Below are 25,939 nucleotides of genomic sequence, written 5' to 3' on the forward strand. Positions count from 1 at the left end.
CGGGGGGTGGTCAGGCGCGGGCCAGCCCCTGGCAGGTCGGGCAGCCCCAGATGGTCCGGGAACGGGGCGTCCACATCACGATCGGCGTGCCGCACCGATGGCACGGTCGGTCGTGGCGCTTGTAGACGTAGCGCTGCTCGTCGCGCGGCAACCGTCCGCGGCTGCGCCGTCCGACGTCGGCGGGTTCCACGGTGACGATGCGGCCCGACTTCTCCCCCAGGCGGAGCAGCGTCACCGCGTCGTCCCACAGCCCCATCACCTGGTCCTCGGTGAGGTCGGCGGCGGGGGTGTCGGGATCGAGGCCTGCCCGGAAGAGCATCTCGGCCCGGTAGACGTTGCCGATGCCGGAGATGGCCTTCTGGTCCAGGAGGGCCTCGCCGATGGGAAGGCGGCGGCGACGCATCGCGGCCACGAAGCGTGACGGGTCGGCCTTCCGGTCCAGCGGGTCGGGTCCCAACCGGCCGCGGATCGCCTCCTCCTCGGGCGGGGAGACGATGTCGACCACCGTCGCGCCGGCCAGGTAGATCGTCGTGCCGGCCGCGTCCTCCCCCTCGATGGTCCGCAGGGCCAGCCGGGTGCCTTCGGTCGGCGCAGGCGGCTCGTCGACGAAGGTGCGGAACTTGCCGAACAGCCCGAGGTGGATGTGCAGCAGCTCGCCGGTGGCGGTCCCGTCGGAGGTGCCCCACTCGTAGAACAGGTGCTTGCCCACCGCCCGGATGTCACGAACGGTGCCCCCGTCGAGCCGGGCCGCCCCGTCGGCGAACCGCCCCTGCGGCGACCACGCCGCCACCCGCTTCCCCACGAGGTGTCGACGTTGCAGCCGCGCGTGGCGGTGGATGGTGTGGCCTTCGGGCATGCCGGCCAGTCTGCCCCTCCCCCCGCGGGTCGCCTCACCGGCACCCGGTGCCGGTGAGACGACCCGCCTCGGAGGTGTGTCGTCTGGTCCGCGTGCCGTACCGGTGGGGCAACACACTTCAAAGGTGCGTCGCCCCACCGCTCGGCCATGCCGGTGAGCCGACACACGGGAGGGTTGTCCACAACCAAGCCGATGTCCGTCAGTGGTCGGGCTGGCCGATGTGCGAGACCTCGACCATGGATCGACAGGCGAGAAGGACGCTCACCGCGTTGGCCGCCGCGCAGCACGGTCAGGTCAACGTGTGGCAGGCGGCAGACATCGGCATCACCCACGACCACCTGCGACGAGCGGTCCGGGCCGGCGAACTGCAGCGTGTCCGACCGGCCGTGTACCGCTTCGCTGCGGTGCCGGTCGACTGGCGAACCGAGCTCCATGCAGACACCCTGTCAGCGCCGAAGGGCGCCTTCGCCGCCCAGAGCGCCGCCCTCCGCCTGCACCGGATCGAGCATCCGCTGCTCCCCTACCGGCGCGAGCTCCTCAAGCTGGGAACGGGGCTGGTCCACGTCGACGACGCCGTGGTGGTGCACCGCACGCGACGCCTGGATCCCCAGGACGTTCGCGAGGTCAACGGCATCCCGGCCACATCCCTGGCCCGCACACTCGTGGACCTCTGCCGCGGACTGGCCTGGTGGGACCTCGTCGACGTCGCCGATCGGGCGATCTGCGAGTGGCCGTCCGCACGTGCGACGGTGCACCGGACGGCCGTCCGCCTGCGCCGAGGTCGTCACGGCGTCCAGCAGCTCGCCGACGTCACCGCCCCGAACGCCGAGGCTGTCTTCCGGTCCTGGCTCGAACGTCAGGCGGCCCCGCTGGTGCGTCGAGCGGGGATCACCGACGCCCGGTGGAACGTCACGATCCCGGGACTGGCTGGGGCAGGGCTGGTCGACACCCACAGCAGCGCCCACGGGCTCGTCGTGGAGTGGAAGGGCCTCGCGTTTCACCGGCGGCCGCACCAGCTGCAGCGCGACAGCGACAAGCAGAACGTTGCCGCGTCCCGCGGACTGGTGACGTTGTCGTTCACCTGGCAGGACGTCGTGAGCCGCCCCGAGCACGTCATCGGTGTGCTGGTCACGGCCACCCGGCGCCGCGCCGCCTGACCAGCCTGCCCAGCCCCGTCGCCCCGTCGGCGTCCTCGACCGGTGAGGCGACAGACCCAAGAAGCGTGTCGCTGGACCCTCGCCCCGCGCAGGTCAGGCGACACGCATCGGAGCCGCGTCGCTGGACCCTCGCCCTGTGCCGGTCAAGCGACACGCATCGGAGCCGCGTCGCCTCCTCGGCCTGCCCTGCCGGTCAGGCGACACGCCGGCGGGCTAGGTGATGTTGCGCTCGGCGGCCCAGCGGGACAGCTCGTGGCGGTTGGAGAGCTGGAGCTTGCGGAGGACGTTCGAGGCGTGGGTCTCCACGGTCTTCACGGCGATGACCAGCGCCTCGCCGATCTCGGCGTAGGTGTAGCCGCGGGCGAGGTGCTGGAGGACCTCGCGTTCACGTGGGGTCAGCTGCCCGAGCTCGGCGTCGACCTGGACCACCGGGATGGCCGCGAAGGCGTCCAGGACGTAGCCGGCCAGCTGCGGGGAGAAGTAGGCGTCCCCGGCGGCGATCCGCCGGACGGCCATCACCAGCTCGTCGGACGCCACGGTCTTGGTGACGTACCCGCGAGCGCCCGCCCGGATGATCGCCACGACGTCGTCGGCGGAGTCCGACGCGGACAGGGCGAGGAACTCCACGTCGTCCACGCCGGCCCGACGGACCCCCTCGATCACCGCGGCCCCGCCGCCGTCGGGCAGGTGGACATCCAGCAGGACGACCGCGGGTCGAGCGTCCACGATCCCCTCGATGGCCTCGGCGACGGTGCCGGCTTCTCCGGCGATCCACAGCGACTGGGCGATCTCGGCTCGAAGGCCGGACCGGAAGATCCGGTGGTCGTCGACGACGTAGACCTTGAGGCGTTCGTTCATCGTTGCTCCTGTTGTCCGGCGGCCTGTTCGACGGCGATCCGCAGGGCGACCTCGGTGCCACGGCTCGGTCCGCTCGTGATGGTCGCCGACCCGCCGGCCCGCTGCATGCGGCCGCGTATCGATCCGGTGACGCCGTGCCGGTCGGTCGGCAGGTCGTCGGGGTCGAATCCGATGCCCCGGTCGCGGACCCAGACGGCGACGGTCCCGGCGTCCCGCTCGGCGAAGACGTCGACGGTGTCCACGCCGGCGTGGACCGCCGCGTTGGCCATGGCTTCCCGGGCGGCCCGGGCCAGCGCCCCGATGCCCTCGTCGGCGGGCGGCACGGGCAGGTCGGCCGCGCCGCCCACGCTCACGACCCGCACGGTGACGCCGTAGCGCTCCTCCATGTCCTCGGCGTGGGCCTCCAGCGTCGAGCCGAGGCGTGCGGCCGGCTCCCCTCCCCCACCGGCAACCGGATCGGGGCCTGCGTCGTCCCCTGACGACGCAGGCCCCGATCGCGCCGACCGGGGCGCAGCCGAGCCCGGCCCCGACGAGCCCGGCCCCGACGAGACCGCCGGGTCGGTCGGGAACAGCCACTCGCGGAGCTCGCGTTCCTGGCGGCGGGCGAGCGAGCGCACCGCCCCGGCGTCGTCGGCTCGTCGCTGGACCAGGGCGAGGGTCTGCAGCACCGAGTCGTGCAGGTGGGTCGCCGTCGTGGCCCGCTCCCGCGCCACGGCCAGCTCGGACTCCGCCCGGCGGGTCCGCGCCTCCTGCCCACGCAGGACCTGGACACCCAGCCAGAGCGCCGACGCCCCCAGCCCGTAGAACAACACGTTGGAGGTCGCCGACGGCAACGACGGCGTGCCCACCGAGAAGAGGTTCAGCAACGTGGCCGCGCTCAGGACCGCAGCGGCCACACCCACGCCGGTCCGCCCCGCCACCGCCAGGGCCACGACCAGGGACGCGAACGGGTACCCGCCGGCGAACCCGGTCGTCTCGCCGAAGAACCCGGGGCCCTGGATCACGACCACGGTGACCGCCACGTCCACCCACGCGGCGAAGGACCCCGCCGCCGAACCCCGTTCGATCAACCCGGTCCGCCACGCCAGGACTGCCCAGCCGACCGCGAACGCCGTCACCGCCCACGACGCGACCGGCGCCATCAGCTGACCGGCCGCCCAGGTCGTGGCGACCAGCAGCACGATCCAGACCGCACCGATCAGGCGCAGGACCACGGCCACGCGCCCGAGCGCCGCGTCGACACCGGAGTTCACGGTCTCCATCATGCGGGCAGCGGCCCCGATCGTCGCCCTTCTGCATCCTCGGCGCGCCGAGCGGTTCCGCCGTTGGGCTCCCACGCACCGGATATGTCACAATCGGCGGCCCTGAACGTCAGCAAGGCCCCAGCTGCCATCACGACAGCGTGTTACGGGCCCGCCATTCACGACTCGGTGCGCACCCCGCACGCCGGTAGTCGATGCCGGACTTCGATGAGCTGGCAGGATTCCCCCTCACGAGCTCGGGCCCACACCGGGCCACCAGAACCATGGAGGATGCATGGGTCGCCGACCCGCAGACGCCCCAACCACCACCACCGCCGCCCCGCCCGGGGCCAGCGGCCGGGTGAACAGCACCACTGACCGTCTCCGCGAATCCCTGCCACGCCTCCACCGGCGGGGGTACCTCGCGTTGGGCGGACTGGCGATGCTGGCCACGGGCTGCTCGGTGGACCTGGATGGCTCCGACACTGCCCAGATCCCCGGTCCCAACCCCAACCGTCCGCTGCCGGCCGACGCACTGAACCCCCTCGGGCCGGTGTCGCGTTCGCAGGACGAGCTGTGGGACATCGCCTACCCCATCACGATCGCGGTCTTCCTGCTGGTCTTCGGTGGCCTGGCGTTCATCGTCTTCCGCTTCCGCGACAGGGGCCAGACCGAGCTGCCCAAGCAGGTCCACGGCAACACCCGGCTGGAGATCGCCTGGACGCTGATCCCGGCGGTCATCCTCGCGGTCATCGCCGTGCCGACGGTCCAGAAGATCTTCGAGCTCGCCGAACCGCCCGCCGAGGACGCGGTCATGGTGACCGCGGTCGGCAAGCAGTACTGGTGGGAGTTCCAGTACACCCAGGAGGACTTCTACACCGCCTCCGAGCTGCACATCCCGGTCGGCCGCGAGGTCTTCATCGAGCTCGACGGCACCGCCGACGGCGCCGACGTCATCCACTCCTTCTGGGTGCCGAGCCTCGCCGGCAAGCGTGACTACGTCCCCGGCGGCCACCGGCAGCTGCGCCTGCAGGCCGACGAGCCCGGCATCTACCCCGGTCTCTGTGCGGAGTTCTGCGGCCTGTCCCACGCCAACATGCGCTTCACCGTGATCGCCCACGAGGAAGCCGACTACGAGGCGTGGGTCGCCAACCAGCAGCAGCCCGTCGTCGAGCCCGAGGACGAGCTGATCGCCCAGGGCGCGGAGATCGCCGGCAGCGTCTGCATCGGCTGCCACACCTTCACCGGCCTCGAGGGCAACGCGGATTCCCGCTTCGGCCCCAACCTGACCCACTTCGCCGAGCGCGAGGCGTTCGCCGGCTACATCTTCGACTCGCCGTTCGGCGAGGAGGTCGAGGACCCCGAGCTGGCCATGGAACGCATGGAGCAGTGGATCCGCGACCCCCAGTCGCTGAAGCCCGGCTCGCAGATGCCCGGCTTCGGCAGCGGTGGCGACGCCCTGACCGACGAGCAGATCAACGCCGTGATCGCCTACCTCGGAACCCTGGAGTGACCCAGTGAGTGCCATCGCAACCACCCGTCGGGGGATCTTCCCCCGTCCCACCAAGACCACCGGCATCACGTCGTGGCTGACCACCGTCGACCACAAGCGCATCGGCATCATGTACGGCGTCGCCGCGCTGTTCTTCTTCGTCGTCGGTGGCCTCGAGGCGCTGCTGATCCGCGCCCAGCTGGCCGGTCCCAACGGCGAGATCCTGTCGGCCGACGCCTACAACCAGATCTTCACCATGCACGGCCTGACGATGGTGTTCTTCGTCGTCATGCCGCTCGGTGCGGCCTTCATGAACTACCTGCTGCCGCTGCAGCTGGGCGCTCGTGACGTGGCGTTCCCCCGTATCAACGCCCTCTCCTTGTGGGTGTGGCTCGCCGCCGGCATCTTCCTGTACTCCGCGGTGCTCTTCGACGGCCTGCCCAACGGCTCGTGGGTGAACTACTCGCCGCTGGCCGGCCAGCTCGGCCCGGACCCGGCGTCGTTGACCATCCCCGACGCTGCCGCCGTGCACCAGTCGCGGATGCTCTTCTACTCCCTCGGCCTGCAGATCGCCGGTGTCGCCTCGCTGGCGTCGGCTGTCAACTTCATCACCACGGTCCTCAACATGCGCGCACCGGGCATGACGCTCATGCGCATGCCGGTCTTCACCTGGATGACCTTCGTGGTCGCCTTCCTGCTGCTGTTCGCCATGCCGGTCATCGGCATCGCCCTGTGGCAGCTGATGTTCCAGGTCCGCTTCGCCGCCCCGTTCTACGACCCGACCAACGGTGGCGATCCGGTGCTCTGGCAGCACATGTTCTGGCTGTTCGGCCATCCGGAGGTCTACATCATGATCCTCCCGGCCTTCGGCATCATCTCCGAGATCCTCCCGGTGTTCAGCCGCAAGCCGCTGTTCGGCTACTCCGCGATCGTCTTCTCCGGCATCGCCATCGGCTTCATGGGCTGGGGCGTGTGGGCCCACCACATGTTCACCGCGGGCCTGGGCCCCGTCGCCGACGCCTCCTTCGGCATCGCGACGATGTTCATCGCGGTCCCGACCGGCATCAAGATCTTCAACTGGATGGGCACGATGTGGGGCGGCCAGATCCGCTTCACCACGCCGATGCTGTTCTCCATCGGCCTGGTGTCGATGTTCACCATCGGTGGCCTGTCGGGTGTGACCCACGCCCTGGTCCCCCACGACACCCAGCAGCACGACACCTACTACATCGTCGCCCACTTCCACTACGTGTTGTTCGGTGGCGCGCTCTTCGGCCTCTTCGGCGGCATCTACTTCTGGTTCCCCAAGATGTTCGGCCACCTGCTGAACGAGAAGATTGGCAAGCTGCACTTCGCGCTGATGCTGATCGGGTTCAACCTGACGTTCGCCCCGATGCACCTCCTCGGCCTCAACGGCATGCCCCGGCGGTACTACACCTACGCCGACGGCATGGGCTGGAACTTCTGGAACGCCATCGTCGGCATCGGTTCGCTGATCATCGCCGCGTCGTTCATCGTCTTCGTCGTCAACATCTGGATGTCGCGCAAGAACCCCGCTGCAGGCGCCGATCCGTGGGACGCCCGTTCCGTGGAGTGGCTGACCTCTTCGCCGCCGCCCGTGCACAACTTCGACGAGATCCCCACGATCTCCGACCGTGACGAGCTGTGGTACCGCAAGTACACCCAGGCCCCCGACGCCGAGCCTGTCCGCGTGCCGGCCGGCGGGTCCACCGACAACCCCGGTGGTCCCTACGGTGACCGGGTCAGCGGCAAGACCGCCAAGGAGCTCGGCATCCACATGCCCGACTCCTCCTGGTTCCCGCTGACGCTGTCGCTGGGCCTGCCCATCGCCGCGTACGGCGTGTTCTACGAAGGTGCCACCATGATCGCCCTGCTGGCGGTCGGCGGGATCATCACCTTCGGCTCGATGATCGGCTGGGCCCTGGAGCCCAGCGCAGAGGGAGACCACTGATGGCCGCTGACACCGCCCACGCCGACGCGGGACACCACCCGCCGACCAGCCTGGGGATCAGCAACGAGAAGCTGGGCATGTGGACCTTCATCGGGTCCGAGTGCCTGTTCTTCGGCGCGCTGATCGCCACCTACCTGCTGTACCTGAACCGGACCAACGACGGTCCGACCGCCCTGGACATCTTCGACATCCCGTTCACCTCGGCGTCGACGTTCATCCTCCTGATGAGCTCCTTGGGCATGGTCCTGGCCCTGGACGCCCTGCAGCGCAACGACATGCGCGGCTTCCGGGTGTGGACGCTGACCACGGCCTTGCTCGGCGCGGTCTTCCTGTCCGGCCAGATCTACGAGTTCACGATCTTCGTGGAGGAGGGCTTCAAGCTGGAGACCAGCCCGTTCTCCGCCTCCTTCTTCGTCCTGACCGGCTTCCACGGCATCCACGTCACCATCGGTGTGGTCATGCTGCTGGCCCTCTGGGCGCTGTCCCTGGGCGGCAAGTTCGGGCCCGAGAAGTCCGAGACCGTCGAGCTGATCGGCCTGTACTGGCACTTCGTCGACATCGTCTGGATCGTCATCTTCACCGTCATCTACCTGATCCCGGTCGGGTAGGAGGAACCGCAAACCATGGCTGAGAACGAAGAGCACCACGACCACCCGTCCCGCTCGACCTACCTCGAGATCGCCGGGATCCTGGCGGTCATGACCACCCTCGAGGTGCTGCTGTACGTCTTCCGCGAACAGCTCGGACGACAGGTCACGACCCCCGCGCTGATCATCCTGACGGTCGGCAAGTTCGTCCTGGTCGGTGCGTGGTTCATGCACCTCCGCTTCGACAACAAGATCCTCCGGCGCATGTTCATCGCCGGTATCGCCCTGGCTGCAGCGATCTTCAGCGTCGTCGCGGCCGACTGGTTCCTGGCCGCCACCGGCCCGGGCTTCTAGCCCCTTCTCCCACCGGAGCAACCCGTGCCCACCATCGACCCGAGCATCGCCCTGCGGCCGCAGGCGTCCCCCGACGCGTGGCTGCTCGTGCTGCTGCTCGGGGGTGGGTACCTGTACCTGCTCAGCGCATGGGGGCCCACGTCGGCGCCCACACACCTGCGGCGTCGTGGGTACGCCACCCGCCAGCAGAAGATCCTGTACTTCACCGGTGTGCTCGTCTTCGGGATCGGGGCCAGCTCCCCCATCCACAACGTCGGCGAGAACTACCTGTACAGCTTCCACATGGTGCAGCACCTGATGTTCCAGCTGGTGGCCGCACCGCTGCTGATCCTCGGGACCCCGGCATGGATGCTCCGGCGGATGCTGGTCCGACCGAAGGTCCTGCCGGTCGTGACGGTCCTCACCAAACCGTTGGTGGCCCTCCTGCTCGTCAACGCCTTCGTCGCCACGGCCCACACGCCGCAGTTCGTCGAGGCCACGCTGTCCAACGGCCTGTTCCACCTGTTCACCCACTTCCTGTGGGTTGCCGTCGGCCTGTTGATGTGGTGGCCGGTCACGTCCCCGCTGCCCGAGGTGCCCCACTACAGCTACCTCGGCCGCATGGGGTACCTGTTCAGCCACTCGATCCTGCCGACGGTGCCGGCGTCGTTCCTGACGTTCGCCAGCGCCCCCCTGTACTCCTCCTACGAGAACGCACCCCGCATCTGGGAGTTCATCACCCCCCTGGTGGACCTCCAGATCGCCGGACTGCTCATGAAGATCGGTGGCGGCCTCCTCCTGTGGGCCGTCATCGCCGCCCTGTTCTTCCGTTGGTCCCACGAGGACCGAACCGGCGGTCCCGACGCCCTGTACTGGCGGGACTTCGCCGGCACCGACCAGACACCGGAGCTCGTCAAGCGATGAACCAGACCACCCGTCGGCGCGTGTTCGTGCCGCTCGTCATGCCCATCACCCTCCTCGGCGCCATCCTGCTGTTCTCCGGATCGCTGTCCAGGGTGCTGCTGGCCGTGGAAACCGAGGTCAGCGTCCTCGTGGCCGTCCTCGCCGCCGGCTACGTGATGGCGACGGCGTTCGTCGTCGAACGCAACCCCGACATCTCCTCCCGCGCCCTGGGCGTCGGCATGGTGCTCGGCATCGCCGGCATCGTCGGCGCCGGCATCGTGGCGGGTTCCGTCGGCATCCGTGACGTGCACCACGAGGAGCACGCCGAGGAGGACGGCGAGCTCGCCGAGGGTGCCCCGGTCGCCATTCCGGAGGGTGCGCTCGTGTGGGGGGCCGACAACGGGCTTGCCTACACCTCCGCGCCCAGCGAGGGCACCGCCGGCGAGAACGTCATCGCCATCGACAACTCCGGGTCACTGGTGCACAACGTCGTGTTCGAGGGCGAGAACAACGACCAGCCGATCGTGGAGTCCGCCGGCGGCGTCGATGTCGCCCCCTTCGGGCTGGACGCCGGCACCTACACCTACTACTGCAGCATTCCCGGGCACCGCGCCGCGGGGATGGAGGGTGAGATCACCCTCTCCTGATAAGGGCCGACCGTCCACCACCTCGAGCCGAGGAAGAAGACCCCGCACCCCGTGCAGCCCTCCCCCACCCCCTTCGACATCGAGACCTGGTTCGCCGAGCGGACCTTCGCCGCAGGACAGTTCGACCCCGACGAGCTCGCCACCATCAAGGCCGGCGAGGACGTCTCGGTCAGCGTCGTCCTCCCGGCCCGCAACGAGTCCGCCACGATCGGCGGGGTGATCGATGCGGTCATGTCGCTGGCCGGCAACCTCGTGGACGAGGTCGTGGTGCTGGACGGGGGGTCGAGTGACGACACCCAGCGCGTGGCTGCCGACCACGGCGCCCGGGTCCACACCGACATCGGGGTGTTCCCCGACCTCGGCCGCGGCCTCGGCAAGGGCGATGCCCTGTGGCGCAGCCTGGCCGTGACCAGCGGCGACATCGTCGCGTTCATCGACACCGACATCCGCAACCCCGACCCCCGGTTCGTGTCGGGCTTGCTCGGCCCGCTGCTGACCGAGCCCGACGTGGAGCTGGTGAAGGCCTTCTACGACCGACCGGTCGAGCTGGACGGGGTGATGCACGCCTCCGGTGGCGGACGGGTGACCGAGCTGCTGGCCCGCCCGCTGCTCAACCTGTTCTGGCCGGAGCTGGCGGGCCTCGTCCAGCCGCTTTCGGGTGAGTACGCCGGCCGACGAACCCTGCTGGAGTCCATCCCGTTCCTGACCGGCTACGGCGTGGAGATCGGGATGCTGATCGACACGTTGCGCCTGCGGGGTGCCGGCGCGATCGCGCAGGTCGACGTGCAGCAGCGCATCCACCGCAACCAGCCCCTGGAGGCGCTCAGCCGGATGGCCTTCGGCGTTGCCCAGGCAGCCTTGCGGCGGCTGCCCGAGGCCGACCGGGCCCAGCTCGGTGACCTGCCCACCGCCTACCGCCAGTTCGTCCGCGACGACGACGGCACGGTCGGGATGTCGGAGGCACAGGCGATCGCCATCGTCGAACGGCCCCCGATGGGCTCGCGGCGGTAGAACATCCCGCTGGCCCGACGATCACGACTCACCCCGTGACGGCCAGCCAGGCCACTCCCCACGGTGGCAGGACGATGGTGTCCTCCGGCCCGTAGGGGGCGGTCCCGGGCGCGGCAAGGCGGTCACGCCACCGTCCCTCCTCCCCCAGGTCCGCGAGTCGGACGGCCCGGTCGCGGTCGGAGACGCTGACGAGGACGAGATGCCGGTCGTCCTCGAGGCCGCGTGCGACGCCGAACAGCCAGGGTGGCCCCGCCAGCACCCGCTGGGGGCTCGTCGGCGAGAAGGCCTCGCTGCTCGCGCGCAGGGCCACGAGCTCGGCCATGCCATGGAAGACCGTGCTGGCGAAGGACCCGTCCCGGTCGAGGTCGTCGGTCAGCTCGTCGAGCAGCAGCCGACGCCGGTTGACCGTCCGCAGCCGGCCGGTCCGCGCCACACCCTCCCCCCAGTTGCGGACCCCCAGCAACGATCCGGCCCAGAGGCCGGGCACCCCCTGGAGGGCGAGGAGGATGGCGTGGGCCGCGAGGATGCGCTGCACCGTCGCACCGTCGTCGGCAACGGCGGCCAACGCATCGAGCACCGTCGTGTTGAGCTCGTAGGGCAGCTGTTGACCGTCCGGGCCGGAGCGGTAGGACACCCCTCCGCCAGCGGCGCGGGCGAGGGCGCACAGCCCGTCGACCTGGGTGGTTGACATCCGTCCCTCTGCGGGACGAAGCCCGATCCCGTCGTGTGACCCGAGGAAGTTGAAGAAGGTCGTGCCCCCCGGCGGCGGATCCAGCGACGCGGCCCATCGGGTCAGGTCCTGGGTGTTCCCCCACATGAACGAGGCCAGGACGAGCGGGGCAAGGGCGAACTGGTAGACGAGATGGGCCTCGTCGCTGCCGTCCCCGAAGTAGCTGACGTTCTCCTCGTGGGGGACGTTGGTCTCGGTGATCAGCATGCTGCCGGGCGCGCACCAGTCGAACATGGTCCGCCACAGCCGGATGACCTCGTGGGTCTGCTCCAGGTGGATGCAGGAGGTGCCGCTCTCCTTCCACAGGAACGCCACCGCATCCAGGCGGATGATGGAGGCGCCACGCTCGAGATAGCCGAGCAGCACGTCGGTCATGTCGACCAGCACATCGGGATTGCCGTAGTCGAGGTCGACCTGATCCGGCGAGAACGTCGTCCAGGCATGGCGGACCGAGCCGTCGGGAGCCTCGAACGGGGTCAGCAACGGGCTGGTTCGGGGCCGCACCACGTGGGAGGTGTCGAAGTCCTCCGGTGGGCTGAGCACGTGACCGGACCACTCGCGCACGTGGGACGACGAGGCGGACATGTGGTTGACCACCGCATCCATCATCAGCCGGCGGGCCCTGCCGATCGCCGTCACGTCCTCCCATCCCCCGACGGCCGCATCGACCGCCCGGTGGTCCACGACCGCGAAGCCGTCGTCGGACGTCCACGGACAGAACGGCAGCAGGTGCACCCCGTTGACGATGTCGGCCAGGCGCCCGGACAGCAGCTCGTCCATGACCTGCAGCGGAGGTCGTCGACCGTCGCCGACGTGGTCGGCGTAGGCGATCAGCCAGACGTCGCGCGCGGCGAGCGGACGGGCCTCGCGAGGCCGGCGATACCGTTCGGCGAGCGCCATCAGGCGTGGCAGCGTCACCTCTGCGACATCAGGTGGATACAGGGCGGAAAGGTGTGTGCGCAGGGCGGAGTCGAGCACTTCCACAGCCTGCCACCGATCGATCCGCCGACCCAGCCTCGGCTGCACGAAACCCCCGGTCGTCGGCTACATTCGCCATCGGCGGACGTGTGATCCGACCGCCACCCGAACACCGCAATACGCCCCGACCCAAAGGCATCTCCCATGACTGACCACGCACGCATCGAGCTGGAAGGCGATCACTTCGAAGCACCGGTGGTCCAGGGGACCGAAGGCGATCGCGGCATCCACTCCTCGGGCCTGCGTGGGGCCACCGGGTTGACCACCTACGACCCCGGCTTTGCGTCGACCTCGTCCTGCCGCAGTGACATCACCTACCTCAACGGCGAAGCAGGCATCCTGCGCTACCGCGGCTACCCGATCGAGCAGCTGGCGAAGTCCTCCAACTTCCTGGAGGTCTCCTACCTGCTCATCTTCGGCGAGCTCCCCACCCAGTCCGAGCTGGACTACTTCGAGCAGCAGATCACCATCCACACGCTGCTCCACGAGGACATGCGGCAGTTCTTCGACGCCTTCCCCAAGAGCGCGCACCCGATGGCGATCCTGTCCGCCGCCACCGCCGGCCTGTCGACGTTCTACCAGGACCACTACGACCCCAAGGACGAGCGGGACGTCGAGGTGTCGATCTATCGCCTCATGGCGAAGATGCCGACCATCGCGGCGTGGTCGTACAAGAAGTCCATCGGGCAGGCCTTCATCTACCCGTGGAACAAGCTGAGCTACCCGGCCAACTTCCTCCACATGATGTTCGGCGTGAAGGCCGAGCCCTACGAGGTCGACCCCGAGATCGCCAAGGCGCTGGACCTGCTGTACATCCTGCACGCCGACCACGAGCAGAACGCCTCCACCACGGCCGTGCGCCTGGTGGGCTCGACCCAGGTCAACATGTTCGCGGCCATCGCCTCGGGCATCAACGCGCTGTGGGGCCCGCTGCACGGCGGCGCCAACCAGGCCGTGCTGGAGATGCTGGCGGAGATCCGTGACGCAGACGGTGACACCGCGTCCTTCGTCGCCCGAGCCAAGGACAAGAACGACCCGTTCCGCCTGATGGGCTTCGGCCACCGCGTCTACAAGAACTACGACCCGCGGGCCACGATCATCAAGGAAACCGCAGACAAGGTCCTGAGGAAGCTGGCACCCAACGACCCGCTGTTCGAGATCGCCCAGGAGCTGGAGGAGGCGGCGCTCAGCGACGACTACTTCATCGAGAAGAAGCTGTACCCCAACGTCGACTTCTACTCGGGCCTGATCTACAAGGCGCTGGGCCTGCCGACGGAGATGTTCACCGTCATGTTCGCCATCGGCCGCCTGCCGGGCTGGATCGCCCAGTGGAAGGAAATGATGAGCGACCCAGACACCCGCATCGGCCGCCCCCGCCAGATCTACACCGGCGCCGCCACCCGCGAGTACGTGGAGATCGAGAACAGGTAGGGCTGACTCCCTAAGGCCGATCGGTTGTCAAGACCTTGGTCGGGATTGACTGGGTCGGGGCTTGGGGTGAGGCTTTGTGGTGGGAGGGTCGCCTCGTCCTGTCGCGCTTCGTGCGCTGACCTATCTGCCCCTCGAGGGCCGTCTGAGGGGCCCTCCCACCCTTCTTGGAACGTCGTCGCGCTCGGATGTCGGCAGGGACGGTGAACCGGTCGGCGATGATGCGTCGGGCCTCGGCCGGGGCGACGGGGGTGCCGTCGGTGTCGCAGACGAGGTAGGGGCTTTGGCGGTGCATCACGACCCAGGCGCGTTCGGCCAGTCGGGCGGCGACGACGGTCAGCGCTTTGGTGTGCACCGCGCCCTTGGCGGTCATCTGGTCGAAGTAGATCGCGGCGAGTTGCGGGTCGGTCTGGCGGGCGGTCTCGGCGGCGCGGAGCAGCTGGGTGCGCAGCCTGCGGTTGCCGGCCTTGGTGAGCGGCTGTCCCTTGCGGTCGGTCTCACCGGTCTGTGATGCCCGTGGGGTCAGCCCGATGTAGGACTTGAAGGCTGCCGCATTTCGGAACCGGTCGGGGTTGCCCATGACCGCCACCAGCATGGGTCCGCCTACCCGCTTCATCCCGGGCAGGGAGCGGGCGAGCTGGTCGCCGTCCACGACCTGGTAGGCCTGTTCACGGGCGTCTTCGTGGCGGACCCGTTCGGCCTCCAGGGTGCGGATGATCCGGATCTCGGTGGCGATCTCGTCGGCCAGTGCGGCGAAGGGCACCGCGATGTCATCGCCGTACAGCGCGACCGCGTCACGAGCGACGGTGCGGAACTGCTCGGCCTTGGCGGTCGCGTCGCCGTGGCCATGGCTGACCCTGCCGATCAGGCCGGCCAGCCGGTCGGTGCGGACCACGGCGAGGCGGCGGGGGTCGCCGTAGCGCTCCAGCACCGCCAGGTCGGTGCGGGTCAGTCCCGGGGACAGCACTGTGCCGATGGTGGGCATCACCTGGCGGGCCAGCTCGATCAGTCGCCGCTTGTGGGTCCCGATCTGATCGGTCAGCCGGGCCGCGGTGCGGACCCGCCGATCGAGCTCCGCCGCCTCGGCGGTGGCGGGCAGGGCGACGGGGTACAACCCGGCCGGGTCGATGATCGGCAGCCGCGCGAGCGTGGCGGCGTCGATGCTGTTGGACTTGGCGTGCCGTGACAGGAACCGCCGCAGGTCCGCGGCCTTCTGCGTGGACACCCGGTACACGGTGTGCCCTCGGCGGGTGAACCACACCGCCACCGGCAGCCACGCCGCCCCGGTCGGCTCGATCACCACCTCCAACCGCACGTCGTCGTCCACGCCGGCCAGCGCGGCTGCTTCCAACGCGGTGAAGCCGGCCACCGTCGGGTCGATCCGTCGCTTGGCGATCACCTCGGCATGCTCATCGACCACGTGGGCGGTGTGGCTGGTCACCACCCCAAGGTCGATCCCCACGATCCTGCGTTGCTGCATCTCGCCTCCTTCGATGTCGTCCGGATTCGTGCTCCGGCCTCGCATCGATGCGAGCGATCACCACGTGGTTCCCACCGTCACCTGCCGGGCCGTGGCTGACGCCGCGGCCTCCCACTCATGTGCTGCAACCGGGGCCCGACTCGTGGCCGTCCCCACTTCCCTCAACCGGGAACATCCGTGGCGGGGCAGGCAGGCGTTCAGACCTACGAGGCACCACCCGAGATGGTCCTCAGAACCACAGCTCGCCTCAACCGACCCAGCCGGGATGTCATCATGACACCAGGAACCCCGGCGATGATCAGCTACCGGAGTCCCTTACATGACTCAGCTGGCACTTGTCAGCTGGCCCGGATCGTCCTGCGTGCACCGCCGCAGGCGCACCCTGTCTGGACTGAGGAGACTCGCAGCCCCGATGCGAAGCGAGGGGCGAGAATCGACGAGGGAAGACAGGGGTCACGGCGCCGAGGACCATCCGAGCGCAGCGAGGACAATGTGAAACGCCCCGCCGATTCGGCGGGGCGTTCCTGTTGTTCGGTGGTCTAGCCCGCGATCTCACTGAGTGCCCGCACCGCGACGGCCAGGGCGTCGAGGTCGACCTCGGCCTGGCCCTGGACCTGGCGGGACAGGCCCACGGCGCGTTCGACCGTGCCGGCGCGGGAGGACAGGAACTCGTCCACCACCGCGGCCGGTTCGGCCTCGAGGTCGGCCAGGGCGAGGGCTTCGCGGGCGGCGGCGTGGTGCAGGCGACGAACGTCGTCGACCAGGCCTCGGTGCTGCCAGCGCTCCCACCGGCCGTGTGGCTCGTAGGCCTTCAGGCTGCGGGTCATCTGCTCCAGCGGCAGGCGCTCGGCCACCAGCTGGTACACCACACCGATGTCGGTCAGGCTGCGGTCCGTCTGCCGTGCGGTCGCCGCCACGCCCGGTACGACCGTCAGCGCCGACAGCCGCGCGAGCCGGTCGGCCAGGTCGTCCTCGATGCCGAGGTCCACCCATCGCGTCGCCGTCCGTTGGATGGCCAGGTGCTGCTCCCCGACGCGTGTGGTGCCCACCAGGTCGAACAGCTCCACGAACGCCGGCCGGTCCTCTGCGATGGCCCCGGCGATGTCGCCGGTCCGCCCCTGTCGGACGAACGACCGGGTGAACGCATCCACCAGATGGTCGACCTGCGCCTTCAGCTCCAGCTGCAGGGTCGGGTCGATCCGTGCGTCCTGGGCCTCGACCTCGCGCCACAGCCCGTCGGCGTCGATGACCTGGCGGGCGATCCAGTACGCCGCTGCAACCGTGGAGATGTCCACGCCGAGGTCCGCCGACGTGCGGGTCGCCCAGGTGATGCCCATCCGGTTGCACAGGTCACCCGCGATGATGGTGGCGACCAGGTCGCGACGCAGCCGGTGTTCCTGCGCGAGCGCGGCGAACCGTGTCGCGGCTTCCCCCGGGAAGTAGTCCGCCCGGACCGGCTCGAACGCGGGCTGGTCGACGACGCCGTCGGACAGCAGCTGCTCGGTCACGTCGATCTTGGCGTAGGCCAGCAGCACGGCCAGCTCGGGTCGGGTGAACCCGGCGCCCTGCTTGCGACGCTCCTCGACCTCCGCGGTGTCGGGCAGCAGCTCGACCGCCCGGTCCAGCCGCCCCCGGGACTCCAGGGACTGCATCATCTGCTCGTAGGCCCCCATGCCGCCGGGCGCGGAGCTCAGCTCCTGGCTGATCGCCCACGTCTGCAGGTACTGGTCCCGCAGCACCTGGTCGCCGACGTCCTCGGTCAGGCGTGCCAGCAGGTCGTTGCGGTTGTCCTCCTCCAGCTGGCCGGCGTTGATGGCCAGGGAGAGGAGGATCTTGAGGTTGACCTCGCGGTCGGAGGTGTTGACGCCCGCCGCGTTGTCGGTGGCGTCGGTGTTGCACCGTCCACCTCGGCGGGCGTAGCCGATGCGCCCGAGCTGCGTCATCGCCAGGTTGCCGCCCTCCCCCACCACACGGGCGCCGACCTGGTCGGCGTTGACCCGGACGGCGTCGTTGGCGCGGTCCCCGACCTCGCTGTTGCTCTCCTCGCGCGACTTGACGTAGGTCCCGATGCCGCCGAACCACAGCAGGTCCACCGGCGCCTTCAGGATGGCGTTGATCAGCTCGGGCGGCGACAGCTCCGCGGCGTCGATCCGAAGGGCCTCGCGGGCCTCCGGGGACAGCGTCACCGACTTGGCGGTCCTGGAGAAGACCCCGCCGCCAGCGGACAACAGCGACTGGTCGTAGTCCTGCCACGACGAACGGGGCAGCTCGAACAAGCGGCGACGCTCCTCGAACGACGTCTCCTCGTCGGGGGTCGGGTCGATGAAGATGTCCCGGTGGTCGAACGCGGCAACCAGCCGGATGGCGCGGGAGCGCAGCATGCCGTTGCCGAACACGTCACCGGACATGTCCCCCACCCCGACGACGGTGATCGGGTCGGTCTGCACGTCGATGGACAGCTCGCGGAAGTGCCGTTGGACCGCAACCCAGGCACCCCGGGCCGTGATGCCCATGGCCTTGTGGTCGTAGCCCTGGGAACCGCCTGAGGCGAACGCGTCGTCCAGCCAGAAGCCGTACTCCGCGGAGATGCCGTTGGCGATGTCGGAGAAGGTCGCAGTGCCCCGGTCGGCGGCGACGACCAGGTAGGGGTCGTCACCGTCGGCCCTCACCACGTGCTCGGGCGGCACGACCTCGCCGTCGACGATGTTGTCGGTGACGTCGAGCAGACCGCGGATGAACACCCGGTACTGGGCCTCGACCTCGGCACGCAGGTCCCCGCCGTCGACGGGACGGTGCTTGAGGACGAACCCACCCTTCGATCCGGTCGGCACGATCACGGCGTTCTTGGTGACCTGGGCCTTCATCAGCCCCAGCACCTCGGTGCGGAAGTCGTCGAGCCGGTCGGACCAGCGCAACCCACCGCGGGCGACGGGGCCTCCCCGCAGGTGCACGCCCTCCATCCCCGTGGAGTACACGAAGATCTCGCGGTAGGGCACGGGCTTGGGCACACCGGGAACCCGCGAGGAGTCGATCTTCAGCGAGAGCCACGGCCGGCGACGCCAGCGGTTGGTCCGCAGGGTTGCGTCGACCACGCCCAGGAACGACCGCAGGATCCGGTCCTGGTCGAGCCGTTCCACGGCCTCCAGGGCGGTCAGGACCTCGCGGCGGGCCGAATCGGCCGCAACCAGCCGAGCCTCCTCGCCCTCCACCGACGGGTCGAAGCGGGCGTCGAAGTAGGCGATCAGCGCCCGGGCCACGGCCGGGTACTCGATCAGGGCCTCGTTGGTCGTCGCCTCGGTGTAGGTCGTCCCGATCTGCCGCAGGTACCGCCGGTAGGCCCGCAGCAGCGTGACCTGCTCGATGGACATGTCGGCGCCGAGCACGAGTCGGTTGAGCGAGTCGACCGTGGCCCGCCCCTCCCACATGGCGACCGCGGCGTCGGCCAGACGTGGCCCGTCGGAGCGCACGTCGATGGGCAGCCCCTCGGTGCGGACGCCGTAGTCGTGCATGTGGAGGGCGCCCCAGACCGGCGAGGTGTCCATCCGGTAGGGCTGCTCCTCCACCACGATCAGGCCGAGGGACTCCAGCAGGGGAAGGAAGCCCGACAGCTCGACCCCCTCGCCGGCCTTGTACAGGCGGAAGCGCAGCAGCCGCTCGCGGGAGGACGGCCCGTTCGGCGACGGCGGACGGATCAGGCGCATGCGGACCGCGTCCGGCCCGTCCAGCGCTTCGAGCTCCTCGATGTCGGTGACGGCCGTGGCCACCGCGGTGCTCTCGGTGTAGGCGACCGGCAGGACCCGGCACCACTGCTCGGCCGCGACCCTCGCATCGACCATGCCGCGACGACCGGCCAGCGCCTCGGTGAGCGCATCGGAGAACGTGCGGGTCATCCGCTGGATCTCCTGCTCGACCGCGTCGACGTCCAGCGGCGAGCTGACGTCCTCGGGCAGGTGCAGCGTGAAGTGCAGCAGCGGCTGGTCGCGTTCGGTCATCGACAGCTGGTAGTCGACGGTGGTGGCACCGGAACGTTCCTGCAGCAGCTCCTGGACCTGGCTGCGCAGCTCCGCGGAGAACCGGTCCCGGGGCACCGTGACGAGCGCGGACACCGACCGCCGGACAGGTTCCTGGCGAACGAGCAGGCGGACCTCCTGGCGGCGCGAGACCTCCAGCAGCTTCACCATCGTCTGGCGCAGCTCGTCGACGTCGCTCTCGAACAGCTCCTGCTTGGGGAACGCGTCGAAGAGGGTCCGCAACGCCCGTTCGTCGTGGCTGTGGTCCACGACGTCCTCGGCCTCGAGGACCAGGCGCAGCTTCCGGCGCAGGACGGGGATGGTCGAGGCCGGTTCGACGAAGGCCTTCTGGGCGAGCAGACCGAGGATCCGGTGCTCACCGACGAGGCGCCCGGACGGGTCGACCTTCTGGATGGAGACGTCGATCATCCGTACCTGGCGATGCACCGAGGACAGCCGGTTGGTCCGGCTGATCCGCAGCAGCGGACCGTCGGTGGCCTGGTGCTGCAGGGCCTCGGTGAGGGCCGACAGGGGGACGGGCTGGGCGTACCGCGATCGGTCCTCGGCATGGAGGATCCCCAGCCCGCTGCCGGGTGCCACGACAGCGGTGGCGTCGTCCCCTGTGCCGTGGATGTCGTAGCCGCGGTAGCCGAGGAAGACGAAGTAGTCGTCGAGCAGCCAGCGCAGGAACGTGGCGACCTCGGTGACCTCGGCGGTGTCGTAACGGGCACCGGCGGTCACCTCGACCTCCATGGCGATGCCGGCGATGCGCTGCTTGATCGGCAGGAAGTCCCGCATGGCGTGCAGCGCGTCGTCGAGGACGTCCCGGAGGTGCTCGGCGATCGTGTTCCGGGACTCCTCGTTGAGCACCGAGTGCAGGTCCATCGCCAGATAGGTCTCGCGCCGCGGTGCGGTCCGGGCCGGCCCCAGCGACTTGAGGTTGCCGTCCCCGTCACGGGCGACGCCGACCACCGGATGCAGCAGGTCGATGGGCGACAGGCCCAGCCGATGCAGCTCCTCGGTGACCGTGGACACCACGAAGGGACCGTCGACGGCGTGCACGTGCACGATCGTCGTGGGCCCGACCGCCTCCACGCGGATCTGGGGCGAGGAGCCGTCCCCGGCCTCGAACGCCGTCAGCGCGTCGAGGATCAGCGATTCGGCCTGGTCGAGGTCCAGCGCAGCCCGTTCGGCAGCGGGAAGCCGGCGATAGGCCGCGTTGGCGAGCTCGACCGCGTGGTCGGCCCGTTCTTCGGACAGCGCGTTGCGAAAGCGTTCGTAGAGGCGATCGAGTCCGTCGGACACAGCGATCCTCCAAGTGGCCGCCACCTCGGCCGTGCAGGGTGTGCGGTGGCCTCGTCGACGTCGTTGGCGACGAGGGTGTTGCCGTGCTGCCTAGTCGGTGCCGCCCACGAGCTCACGGGCCTCGACGACCTTGTCGACGACCATCACCATGCGTCCGCCGGTGGCCAGGTAGGCCTGCTCGATGTTGATCCCGGCGTCGGCGATCTTGCGACAGATCTCGCCCATGGCACCGGGCCGATCGGCGATGTCGACCACCACCACATCACGGGCGGCCCGCACGTCGAGACCGGCGTCCTCGAGGACCGTCAGCGCGTGCTCGGCGTCCGGCACGAGCACGTGCACGACGCCCTTGCCCTGGCCGGTGAACGCGCTGATCCCCTCGATGCTGATGTCCGCCGCACCACACGCCTCGCCGAGACGGGCCATCACACCCGGCTGGTCGTCGGGGATGAGAACGAAGTCCTTGTGCATCGGTTTGCCTCCTGTACGCACCCAACCGTTGTTTTCGGTCGCGACTCGTGCGCGGCCCGAGTCTGGCACAGCGAGGTCCACGACGGAGGCACGAACCACGCCCGATCAGCCGAACGACCGGGTGCACCGGACGACGTCGCGATACCGTCACCGATCACGATCACCCTGATCAGCACACGCTGGAGGAGCTGCACCCATGAAGGTTCTCGTCGGATTCATCACCACGCCAGAAGGTGAGGCAGCCCTGGAAGCGGCGATCGCCGAGGCCAAGCTGCGGTCGGCCACGCTGGTCGTCGTGCACTCGCTGCACGGTGGTGGCCGCGACGAGGACCTCCTGCCGGAGTACACCCGTGCCCTGCACGAGGTCGAGAACCGCCTTCGGGGCGAGGGCGTGGACTTCGAGATCCGTGAGCTGGTGCGTGGCAACTCCCCCGGTGACGACCTGCTCAAGTTCGCCACCGACGAGCACGTCGACCTGATCGTGATCGGCATCCGTCGTCGCTCGCCGGTGGGGAAGCTGGTGCTGGGTTCCAACGCCCAGGACATCCTCCTCGGCGCGGACTGCCCGGTCCTGGCCGTCAAGCCCTGACCGAACGCGCGAAGCGGTCTCCTGTCGGGACGTTTGGAGTCGCGGCAGGTCGGACAGGATGGGCCCGGGCAGCAGGCCGAGACCACTCGTGCCAGCGAAGTGACGTCGCTGGGCGCACGGGGTCAAGGGTTCCGTACTGGCCATGAGTACACCGACCATCGGGCCGTGTGGGGCCGCTGGTTCGTGCACCCGGGGACCGGCATCCTCGGGTCCCTGTCCCGTGAAGGGCCGCACGCCATGCGGTCTGGCCCCACGGGCCCCGGCCCACGTGCCGGAACCCGTCGCCGTACTTCCCCCCAAGTCGGTGGCGCCCCGACCCCCCACCCCCACATCATGCTTCGTCACTTCACGACGTTCCTGCGCGCCATGCTCGCAGCCACGTTGCTGCTGTCCGTGCTGGCGCTTCCCGCCCACGCCGACAGCGTCGTCAGCCGCTCGTTCGGGCCCGACCGCATCTCCACGGCCGTCGAGGCCAGCGAGAACTTCCGGGTTTCGGCCAACGACGCGCTGCTGGCAACCGCCTTCGCCTTCCCCGACGCGCTGACCGCCGGTGCCCTTGCCCATCGCATGAACGCACCGGTCCTGCTGACCGGGCGCGACGCGCTGCCGGGCATCGTTGCCGACGAGCTGGCCCGACTCGGGGTCACGACCGTGTGGATCCTGGGTGGACAGGGGGCGATCTCCGCCGACGTCGAGCAGGCACTCACCGACATGGGCCTGCGGACCCGTCGACTGGCCGGGACCAGCCGTTACGGGACCGCCCGCGAGATCGTCCGTGCGGCCGGCTCCTCTGCCACCGGCGAGGTCGTGCTGGCCCTGGGGGAGCACAACGATCCGGATCGTGCCTGGCCCGACGCCGTCGCCTCCGGCGCACTGGCCGCCACGCCCGACCGGATCCCGACGGTCCTGACGCGCTCCGACGCGCTGCCCGAGGAGACCGAGGAGGCGCTGGAGATCATCGGCGCGACCGACGTGATCATCCTCGGTGACGACAGCGTCATCGATGACGACGTCGAGGCCCACCTCCACATGCTGGGCTACGCGACCCGTCGGGTGACCGGCGACAACCGCTACGAGACCTCCGTGGCCCTCGCCAGCGATGCCCTGGCGAGGTTCGACTCCACCGAGCAGCCCGCCGTCTTCGCCTCGGGTCGTGCCTTCCCCGACGCCCTGTCCGCCGGGTCGCTTGCGGCCAGCCTGGGCGCACCGCTGCTGCTGGTGCCCCCGACCGAGAAGCTGCCCGGCACGAGCGAGCGGTTCCTGCGCGACCACGCCGACCGCTTTTCCATGGGTGTCGTCGTCGGTGGCCCCGCCGCAGCTGACGAGTACGTCCTCGCGCAGCTCGACGCGGCGCTGCAGGGTCAGCCCTCCCCCGCCCAGCCGCGTGAGGAGCAGCCCCCGGCCGAACCTGCTGCGGCCCCCGAGCCCGCTCCTGCCGAGCCCGTGCAGCCGGCAGCCGCCGAGGAGGACAACGAGACCTTCGAGGGCGACGCGTCCTACTACGGTCCCGGCCTCAACGGCAACCAGACCGCCAACGGCGAGACGTTCGACATGTACGGCATGACCGCCGCGCACCGGACCCTGCCGTTCGACACGATCATCCGGGTCACGAACCTCAACAACGGCCGTCAGGTCGACCTGCGGATCAACGACCGTGGTCCCTACGCCGACGACCGTGTCCTCGACGTCTCCTACGGTGCGGCCCAGGAGCTGCAGATGATGGACGACGGTGTCGTACCGGTCCGGGTCGAGGTCCTCTCCTCCCCGTAGGGGCTCGAGCGGCGACGGGCCGTTAGGCTCATCGCTCGATGAGCCACTCCCCCGACGTCCTGTGGACGCCGTCGACCGACCGGATCGACCGCGCCAACCTGACCGCCTTCGCCGCCGACGCTCCCGTGGACCTGCCGCGGGGCGCCGACGGCAGCTTCGACGACCGGGCCCTGTGGCGCTGGTCGGTCGATGACCTGCCCGGCTTCTGGGCCCACGTGTGGCGCTGGTGCGGGGTGGTCGCGAGCGAGCAGCCGACGGCGATCATGGGCGACCCGGCGATGCCGGGCACGACCTGGTTCGAGGGTGCGCGGCTGAACTACGCCGAGAACCTGCTGCGGGGCGATCGCGACCGGCTGGCCGTGATCTCGGCTGCGGAGGGACGCCAGACCCGCCGGTTCACCGTCGGCGACCTGCGGCGCGACGTCGCCCGGGTGCAGGCGTCGCTGGTGGCGATGGGGGTCGGCAGGGGCGACCGGGTCTGCGGCTTCGTACCCAACACCGTGGAGTCGCTGGTGGCGATGCTGGCCACGACCGCCCTGGGGGCCATCTGGTCCTCGACGTCCCCGGACTTCGGCGCGCAGGGCGTGGTCGACCGGTTCGCCCAGATCGAGCCGACCGTGCTCGTCGTCGCCGACGGGTACCGCTACGGCGGCCGCACCCACGGCCTGCAGGAAAAGGTGTCGGACGTGGTCGCCGCCCTGCCCGGCCTGTCCCATCTCGTCGTCATCGACTTCGCCGGCGTCGGGCTGACCGTCGACGGCCCGACGGTGCACGGCTGGGACGACCTGCTGGCCGACGGTCCCGACGAGCCGGACTTCGTGCAGGTGCCGGCCGACCATCCGCTGTTCGTCATGTACTCCTCGGGCACCACCGGGGTGCCCAAGTCGATCGTGCATGGCCACGGCGGCACGCTGGTGAAGCACCTCGTCGAGCACAAGCTGTCCACCGACCTGCACCCGGGCGACGTGCTGTCGTGGTTCACGACCTGCGGCTGGATGATGTGGAACTGGCTGGCCTCGGCGCTGGCCAGCGAGGTCACGATCGTGCTGTACGACGGCAGCCCGACCGAACCCGATGCCGGCGCGCTGTGGCGTCAGGCCGCCGAGTTCGGCGTCACCCACTTCGGCACCAGCCCCAAGTTCCTGTCGGCGTGCGAGAAGCTCGACATGGTCCCCAAGGAGGAAGCCGACCTGTCGGCGCTGCGGGCCATCATGTCCTCGGGTGCCCCGCTGAACCCCGAGCAGTTCGACTGGGTGTACGCCAACGTCGCCGACGACGTGACGCTGGCCTCGATCAGCGGAGGCACCGACATCATCGGCTGCTTCGCCGGCGGGGTCCCGACCAAGCCGGTGCGTCGCGGTGAGCTGCAGGGCCTGGGCCTGGGCATGAAGGTCGAGGCCTGGGACGACCAGGGTCGGCCGCTGCCGCCCGGTGAGAAGGGCGAGCTGGTCTGCACCCTGCCGTTCCCCTCGATGCCGGTCGGCTTCTGGAACGACCCGGACGGCAGCCGCTACCGCGCGGCCTACTTCGCCGAGCACCCCGGCGTGTGGACCCACGGTGACTTCATCGAGCTGCGCCCCGAGGGCGGCGTGGTCATCCACGGCCGATCCGACACGACCCTCAATCCCGGCGGCGTGCGGATCGGGACCGCGGAGATCTACCGGGCGATCGAGCCGATGGCGGAGATCGCCGACGGCATCGTCGTCGGCAGGACCCATGACGGCGATGTCGAGGTGGTCCTCTGCGTCGTCCTGGCCGCCGGGGCGACGCTGGACGAGGAGCTGATCGGCCGCATCCGGAAGACGATCCGGACGACGGCAACCCCGCGGCACGTTCCCGCCCACGTCTTCGCCGTGCCGGCCATCCCGTACACGATCAGCGGCAAGAAGGTGGAGAAGGCGGTTCGTCGGGTCATCGAGGGCGACCGGGTCGACAACACCGACGCGATGACCAACCCCGAGGCCCTGGAGGCGTTTCGGCACCTCTTCGGCTGAGCCTGTCGACGGATCGCCCGAGAAAGTTCCGGCGGACGGGAAGGATTTCGGCGGCGCGCCGAGAACTTGGACAAGAGGGACCTGGTGTCAACCCGACGGTCCCCTGTTCGACCGCCGCCTCGAGGAG

The 25,939-nt window shown here is 69.8% G+C and carries 19 protein-coding genes; 12 read left to right on the forward strand and 7 right to left on the reverse strand.

The window, feature by feature from the left end; all coding sequences use genetic code 11:
- Positions 1-10: 10 nt before the first annotated feature.
- Complete coding sequence (locus tag DVS28_RS14895) at positions 11-856, reverse strand: Fpg/Nei family DNA glycosylase (RefSeq protein ID WP_114592160.1); 846 nt, start codon at positions 854-856, stop codon at positions 11-13.
- 236 nt (positions 857-1,092) lie between these two features.
- Between DVS28_RS14895 and DVS28_RS14900 the strand changes: the two genes are divergently transcribed.
- Entirely contained in the window at positions 1,093-2,013 is a 921-nt protein-coding gene (locus DVS28_RS14900; RefSeq protein WP_216826055.1) for a type IV toxin-antitoxin system AbiEi family antitoxin domain-containing protein, read from the forward strand.
- A 213-nt stretch (positions 2,014-2,226) separates the two neighbouring features.
- On the opposite strand, the gene DVS28_RS14905 is transcribed toward DVS28_RS14900, so the two are convergent.
- Both DVS28_RS14905 and DVS28_RS29235 read right to left on the reverse strand, forming a co-directional pair.
- Positions 2,227-2,871: a response regulator gene (locus DVS28_RS14905; RefSeq protein ID WP_114592162.1), complete on the reverse strand. Its 645-nt coding sequence runs from the start codon at positions 2,869-2,871 to the stop codon at positions 2,227-2,229.
- A complete protein-coding gene (locus DVS28_RS29235) occupies positions 2,868-4,124 on the reverse strand; it encodes a sensor histidine kinase (protein WP_164710576.1) in 1,257 nt (418 codons plus the stop codon). Before DVS28_RS29235 ends, DVS28_RS14905 begins: the two co-directional genes overlap by 4 nt.
- 283 nt (positions 4,125-4,407) lie before the next feature.
- Here DVS28_RS29235 and coxB point away from each other — a divergent pair, with 283 nt between their 5' ends.
- From coxB to DVS28_RS14945, 7 genes are read left to right on the forward strand one after another with little or no spacing between them, the layout of a single operon-like run.
- Positions 4,408-5,625 (forward strand): cytochrome c oxidase subunit II, encoded by a 1,218-nt coding sequence (gene coxB, locus DVS28_RS14915; protein ID WP_114592163.1) that lies wholly within the window; start codon positions 4,408-4,410, stop codon positions 5,623-5,625.
- Between the two features lie 4 nt (positions 5,626-5,629).
- Entirely contained in the window at positions 5,630-7,576 is a 1,947-nt protein-coding gene (gene ctaD / locus DVS28_RS14920; protein WP_114592164.1) for a cytochrome c oxidase subunit I, read from the forward strand.
- The gene (locus DVS28_RS14925) at positions 7,576-8,184 is read left to right on the forward strand and encodes a cytochrome c oxidase subunit 3 (RefSeq protein ID WP_114592165.1); all 609 of its coding nucleotides are present in this window, start codon (positions 7,576-7,578) and stop codon (positions 8,182-8,184) included. Before ctaD ends, DVS28_RS14925 begins: the two co-directional genes overlap by 1 nt.
- Positions 8,185-8,199: 15 nt before the next feature.
- Positions 8,200-8,517 (forward strand): cytochrome C oxidase subunit IV family protein, encoded by a 318-nt coding sequence (locus DVS28_RS14930; RefSeq protein WP_114592166.1) that lies wholly within the window; start codon positions 8,200-8,202, stop codon positions 8,515-8,517.
- Between the two features lie 24 nt (positions 8,518-8,541).
- Positions 8,542-9,420, forward strand: coding sequence for a cytochrome c oxidase assembly protein (locus DVS28_RS14935; RefSeq protein WP_114592167.1), 879 nt, complete (start codon positions 8,542-8,544; stop codon positions 9,418-9,420).
- Positions 9,417-10,046 carry a plastocyanin/azurin family copper-binding protein gene (locus DVS28_RS14940; RefSeq protein WP_114592168.1) on the forward strand — a complete coding sequence of 210 codons (630 nt, stop codon included), beginning with the start codon at positions 9,417-9,419 and terminating at the stop codon, positions 10,044-10,046. The genes DVS28_RS14935 and DVS28_RS14940 overlap by 4 nt, the downstream gene beginning before the upstream one ends.
- A 51-nt stretch (positions 10,047-10,097) precedes the next feature.
- Positions 10,098-11,057 (forward strand): glucosyl-3-phosphoglycerate synthase, encoded by a 960-nt coding sequence (locus tag DVS28_RS14945; RefSeq protein ID WP_216826056.1) that lies wholly within the window; start codon positions 10,098-10,100, stop codon positions 11,055-11,057.
- A gap of 28 nt (positions 11,058-11,085) precedes the next feature.
- Here the strand turns inward: DVS28_RS14945 and DVS28_RS14950 are convergent, their stop codons facing one another.
- Complete coding sequence (locus tag DVS28_RS14950; protein ID WP_164710577.1) at positions 11,086-12,705, reverse strand: alpha-amylase family glycosyl hydrolase; 1,620 nt, start codon at positions 12,703-12,705, stop codon at positions 11,086-11,088.
- A 204-nt stretch (positions 12,706-12,909) separates the two neighbouring features.
- Here DVS28_RS14950 and DVS28_RS14955 point away from each other — a divergent pair, with 204 nt between their 5' ends.
- On the forward strand, positions 12,910-14,196 hold the full coding sequence (locus DVS28_RS14955; RefSeq protein WP_114592170.1) for a citrate synthase: 1,287 nt from the start codon (positions 12,910-12,912) through the stop codon (positions 14,194-14,196).
- 10 nt (positions 14,197-14,206) lie between these two features.
- On the opposite strand, the gene DVS28_RS14960 is transcribed toward DVS28_RS14955, so the two are convergent.
- The 3 genes from DVS28_RS14960 to DVS28_RS14975 form a co-directional block, all read right to left on the reverse strand.
- A complete protein-coding gene (locus tag DVS28_RS14960) occupies positions 14,207-15,673 on the reverse strand; it encodes a transposase (protein ID WP_164710578.1) in 1,467 nt (488 codons plus the stop codon).
- A gap of 539 nt (positions 15,674-16,212) precedes the next feature.
- Positions 16,213-20,988 carry an NAD-glutamate dehydrogenase gene (locus tag DVS28_RS14965; RefSeq protein WP_164710579.1) on the reverse strand — a complete coding sequence of 1,592 codons (4,776 nt, stop codon included), beginning with the start codon at positions 20,986-20,988 and terminating at the stop codon, positions 16,213-16,215.
- 90 nt (positions 20,989-21,078) lie between these two features.
- Entirely contained in the window at positions 21,079-21,459 is a 381-nt protein-coding gene (locus DVS28_RS14975) for an ACT domain-containing protein (RefSeq protein WP_114592173.1), read from the reverse strand.
- Between the two features lie 196 nt (positions 21,460-21,655).
- Here DVS28_RS14975 and DVS28_RS14980 point away from each other — a divergent pair, with 196 nt between their 5' ends.
- From DVS28_RS14980 to DVS28_RS14990, 3 genes are all read left to right on the forward strand, one after another.
- Positions 21,656-22,048: a universal stress protein gene (locus DVS28_RS14980; protein WP_114592174.1), complete on the forward strand. Its 393-nt coding sequence runs from the start codon at positions 21,656-21,658 to the stop codon at positions 22,046-22,048.
- Positions 22,049-22,381: 333 nt separating this feature from the next.
- A complete protein-coding gene (locus tag DVS28_RS14985; protein WP_164710580.1) occupies positions 22,382-23,818 on the forward strand; it encodes a septal ring lytic transglycosylase RlpA family protein in 1,437 nt (478 codons plus the stop codon).
- A 38-nt stretch (positions 23,819-23,856) separates the two neighbouring features.
- Entirely contained in the window at positions 23,857-25,812 is a 1,956-nt protein-coding gene (locus tag DVS28_RS14990; protein ID WP_114592176.1) for an acetoacetate--CoA ligase, read from the forward strand.
- Positions 25,813-25,939: the final 127 nt, after the last annotated feature.

Origin of the sequence: Euzebya pacifica (genome assembly GCF_003344865.1) — a bacterium.
Taxonomy (GTDB): Bacteria; Actinomycetota; Nitriliruptoria; order Euzebyales; family Euzebyaceae; genus Euzebya; species Euzebya pacifica.